Genomic DNA, 2,650 nt, shown 5'->3' on the forward strand with positions numbered 1-2,650 from the left:
CAACAGGCTTCCAATGCTCTTCAAATTTTACTGTCAAGTAGACCCATACGGCTGTAATATGCTGCTCTTCATAATGTAAGCTTATCTTTATCGAATCGTGTGAAAAACTACTACCGCGATAAACCTTTACGGTTCCCTGAGATTGAATTAGTTCCTTTAGTATATGATACAAGACACTTTTGAACTTTGTACGACGAATTTTGAGGTTCGCCATCCTCTGGCTATTTCCAATTATCCTGTCGGCTATTATCTCCGCCTCAGTTTGATCTTCCGCTTCAGACTGCCATTTTTCACATAATGAATCTATTTCACCCCACAATCCTTCATCCGCCTCCGCATCTTGTTCCGTTAAACTATTGACTTCATGTTGTACATTGTTTAGTTCACGAGAAGGGTCCTCTTCAGGCGGTAGCTCCTGATCTCCTATATGACCTTTATCCTGTTCTCTTTCCACAAACTTAGAAATGTATTCATGAATTATGGAGCACCTAATAACATTCTTCAAGGCGGAGAAGTTTGGGCCAGATGCCCAATATGCTTGACATGAAAACGTGAGAATGAATTTAGTATTATTGTGATATTCTGAGGCAATTTTATTATAATCTCGAAGATAAGAGAAGAATGCAGTGACCTTTGCATTGACAAATGGAGATTCCATGTATCTAAAAAATACGCCTTTAGGCCTTCTGATACCCTTTCCCCTGCGGTTTAGCGTGCCTTTTACATTAATATCTAAACCCTCTCCGATGGTGGCCTTTAACTGACTAATAAATGCAACCGATATAAACTGTGATAATTCTGGGTGATTTATGATTCGATCGACAATTGTATTGTACACTAGTGCAGGATCAGGCCAATCCAGTTCTTTTTCAATTACCGGTGTGTCGTCTGTATTCAGTACATGTCCAACAAATGCAAATGCTAACGTTTTGTATTTCTTATAATTGTCAGGAACTGGAAAAGTCCCCCTTGTCGTCTCGATTACACACCTACTTTCATCGTACACCATAGGTTGGAAGTGCTGCATAATACATTGCTTAATACAAACAAGCAGTCTCTCGCCATTCATATTTCAGTTATTTTCCATTACAGCTGATGTCATTGTATATCAGCGCTGTAAAAATCTATCTGTTACAGAAGGTTTTCGCGGTTTTTATAAACAAAACTTTCGTTACGAAATCGAGCAATCACCCCAGCTGCGTATTTGGAAATTCGGGAAAAAGTAGAGCAACGCGAGTTGCATTTTTTACACCATAATGCATGATTAACTTCGAGAAGGGATTAAGGCTAATTTCACTAGTATGTTTCAAAAACCTCAATCTGTCCATTGAATGCCTTATAAAACAGCTATAGATTGCATAGAAGAGTTAGCTACTCAATGCTTTTTGTCAAAGCTTACTGATGATGATGTGTCTACTTTCAGGCGGGTCTGTAGTAAGGAGAATGACATTATAAAGCTGGCACTTAGAATTCCACGGACTATAGACTATACTAGTATACTCCGTCTACTGTACGATACACTTCCGCTCAGGTCCTTGTCCTTTAACGAGGCCTTACCACTCTTTTGTTACTCTATTGATCCAGCTCAGCAAAGGCAGTGTGATCTAAGATTCTATCTTCGCGATGTAGTAAAACTAGCTAGACCGAGAAAGAGACTAGAAATGCAAAAGGCACTTCTACAATGGCTGCCATCATTATTATCCGATGTGACGCTGCAGCTTCTCAATGATATTCGAATACGCTTTGAGGAGATACAGCCTAATATCCGACAAACTGTTTTACAGATTTACGATCGTACTTGTTACCCATCATTGAATTTTGAACATCCGAACCTGGGAGTTTTCCCTGAAACAGATAGTATATTTGAACCTGTATAATAATATATAGTCTAGCGCTTTACGGAAGACAATGTATGTATTTCGGTTCCTGGAGAAACTATTGCATCTATTGCATAGGTAATCTTGCACGTCGCATCCCCGGTTCATTTTCTGCGTTTCCATCTTGCACTTCAATAGCATATCTTTGTTAACGAAGCATCTGTGCTTCATTTTGTAGAACAAAAATGCAACGCGAGAGCGCTAATTTTTCAAACAAAGAATCTGAGCTGCATTTTTACAGAACAGAAATGCAACGCGAGAGCGCTATTTTACCAACAAAGAATCTATACTTCTTTTTTGTTCTACAAAAATGCATCCCGAGAGCGCTATTTTTCTAACAAAGCATCTTAGATTACTTTTTTTTCTCCTTTGTGCGCTCTATAATGCAGTCTCTTGATAACTTTTTGCACTGTAGGTCCGTTAAGGTTAGAAGAAGGCTACTTTGGTGTCTATTTTCTCTTCCATAAAAAAAGCCTGACTCCACTTCCCGCGTTTACTGATTACTAGCGAAGCTGCGGGTGCATTTTTTCAAGATAAAGGCATCCCCGATTATATTCTATACCGATGTGGATTGCGCATACTTTATGAACAGAAAGTGATAGCGTTGATGATTCTTCATTGGTCAGAAAATTATGAACGGTTTCTTCTATTTTGTCTCTATATACTACGTATAGGAAATGTTTACATTTTCGTATTGTTTTCGATTCACTCTATGAATAGTTCTTACTACAATTTTTTTGTCTAAAGAGTAATACTAGAGATAAACATAAAAA

At 38.3% G+C, this 2,650-nt stretch carries 1 protein-coding gene; it reads right to left on the minus strand.

From position 1 onward, the window contains the following. On the minus strand, positions 1 to 1,027 hold a 1,027-nt coding region (locus tag GT590_RS14870; RefSeq protein ID WP_161171192.1), incomplete at its 3' end, for a hypothetical protein. Positions 1,028 to 2,650: the final 1,623 nt, after the last annotated feature.

The organism is Eggerthella sp. BIOML-A1 (genome assembly GCF_009875595.1).
GTDB lineage: Bacteria > Actinomycetota > Coriobacteriia > Coriobacteriales > Eggerthellaceae > Eggerthella > Eggerthella lenta.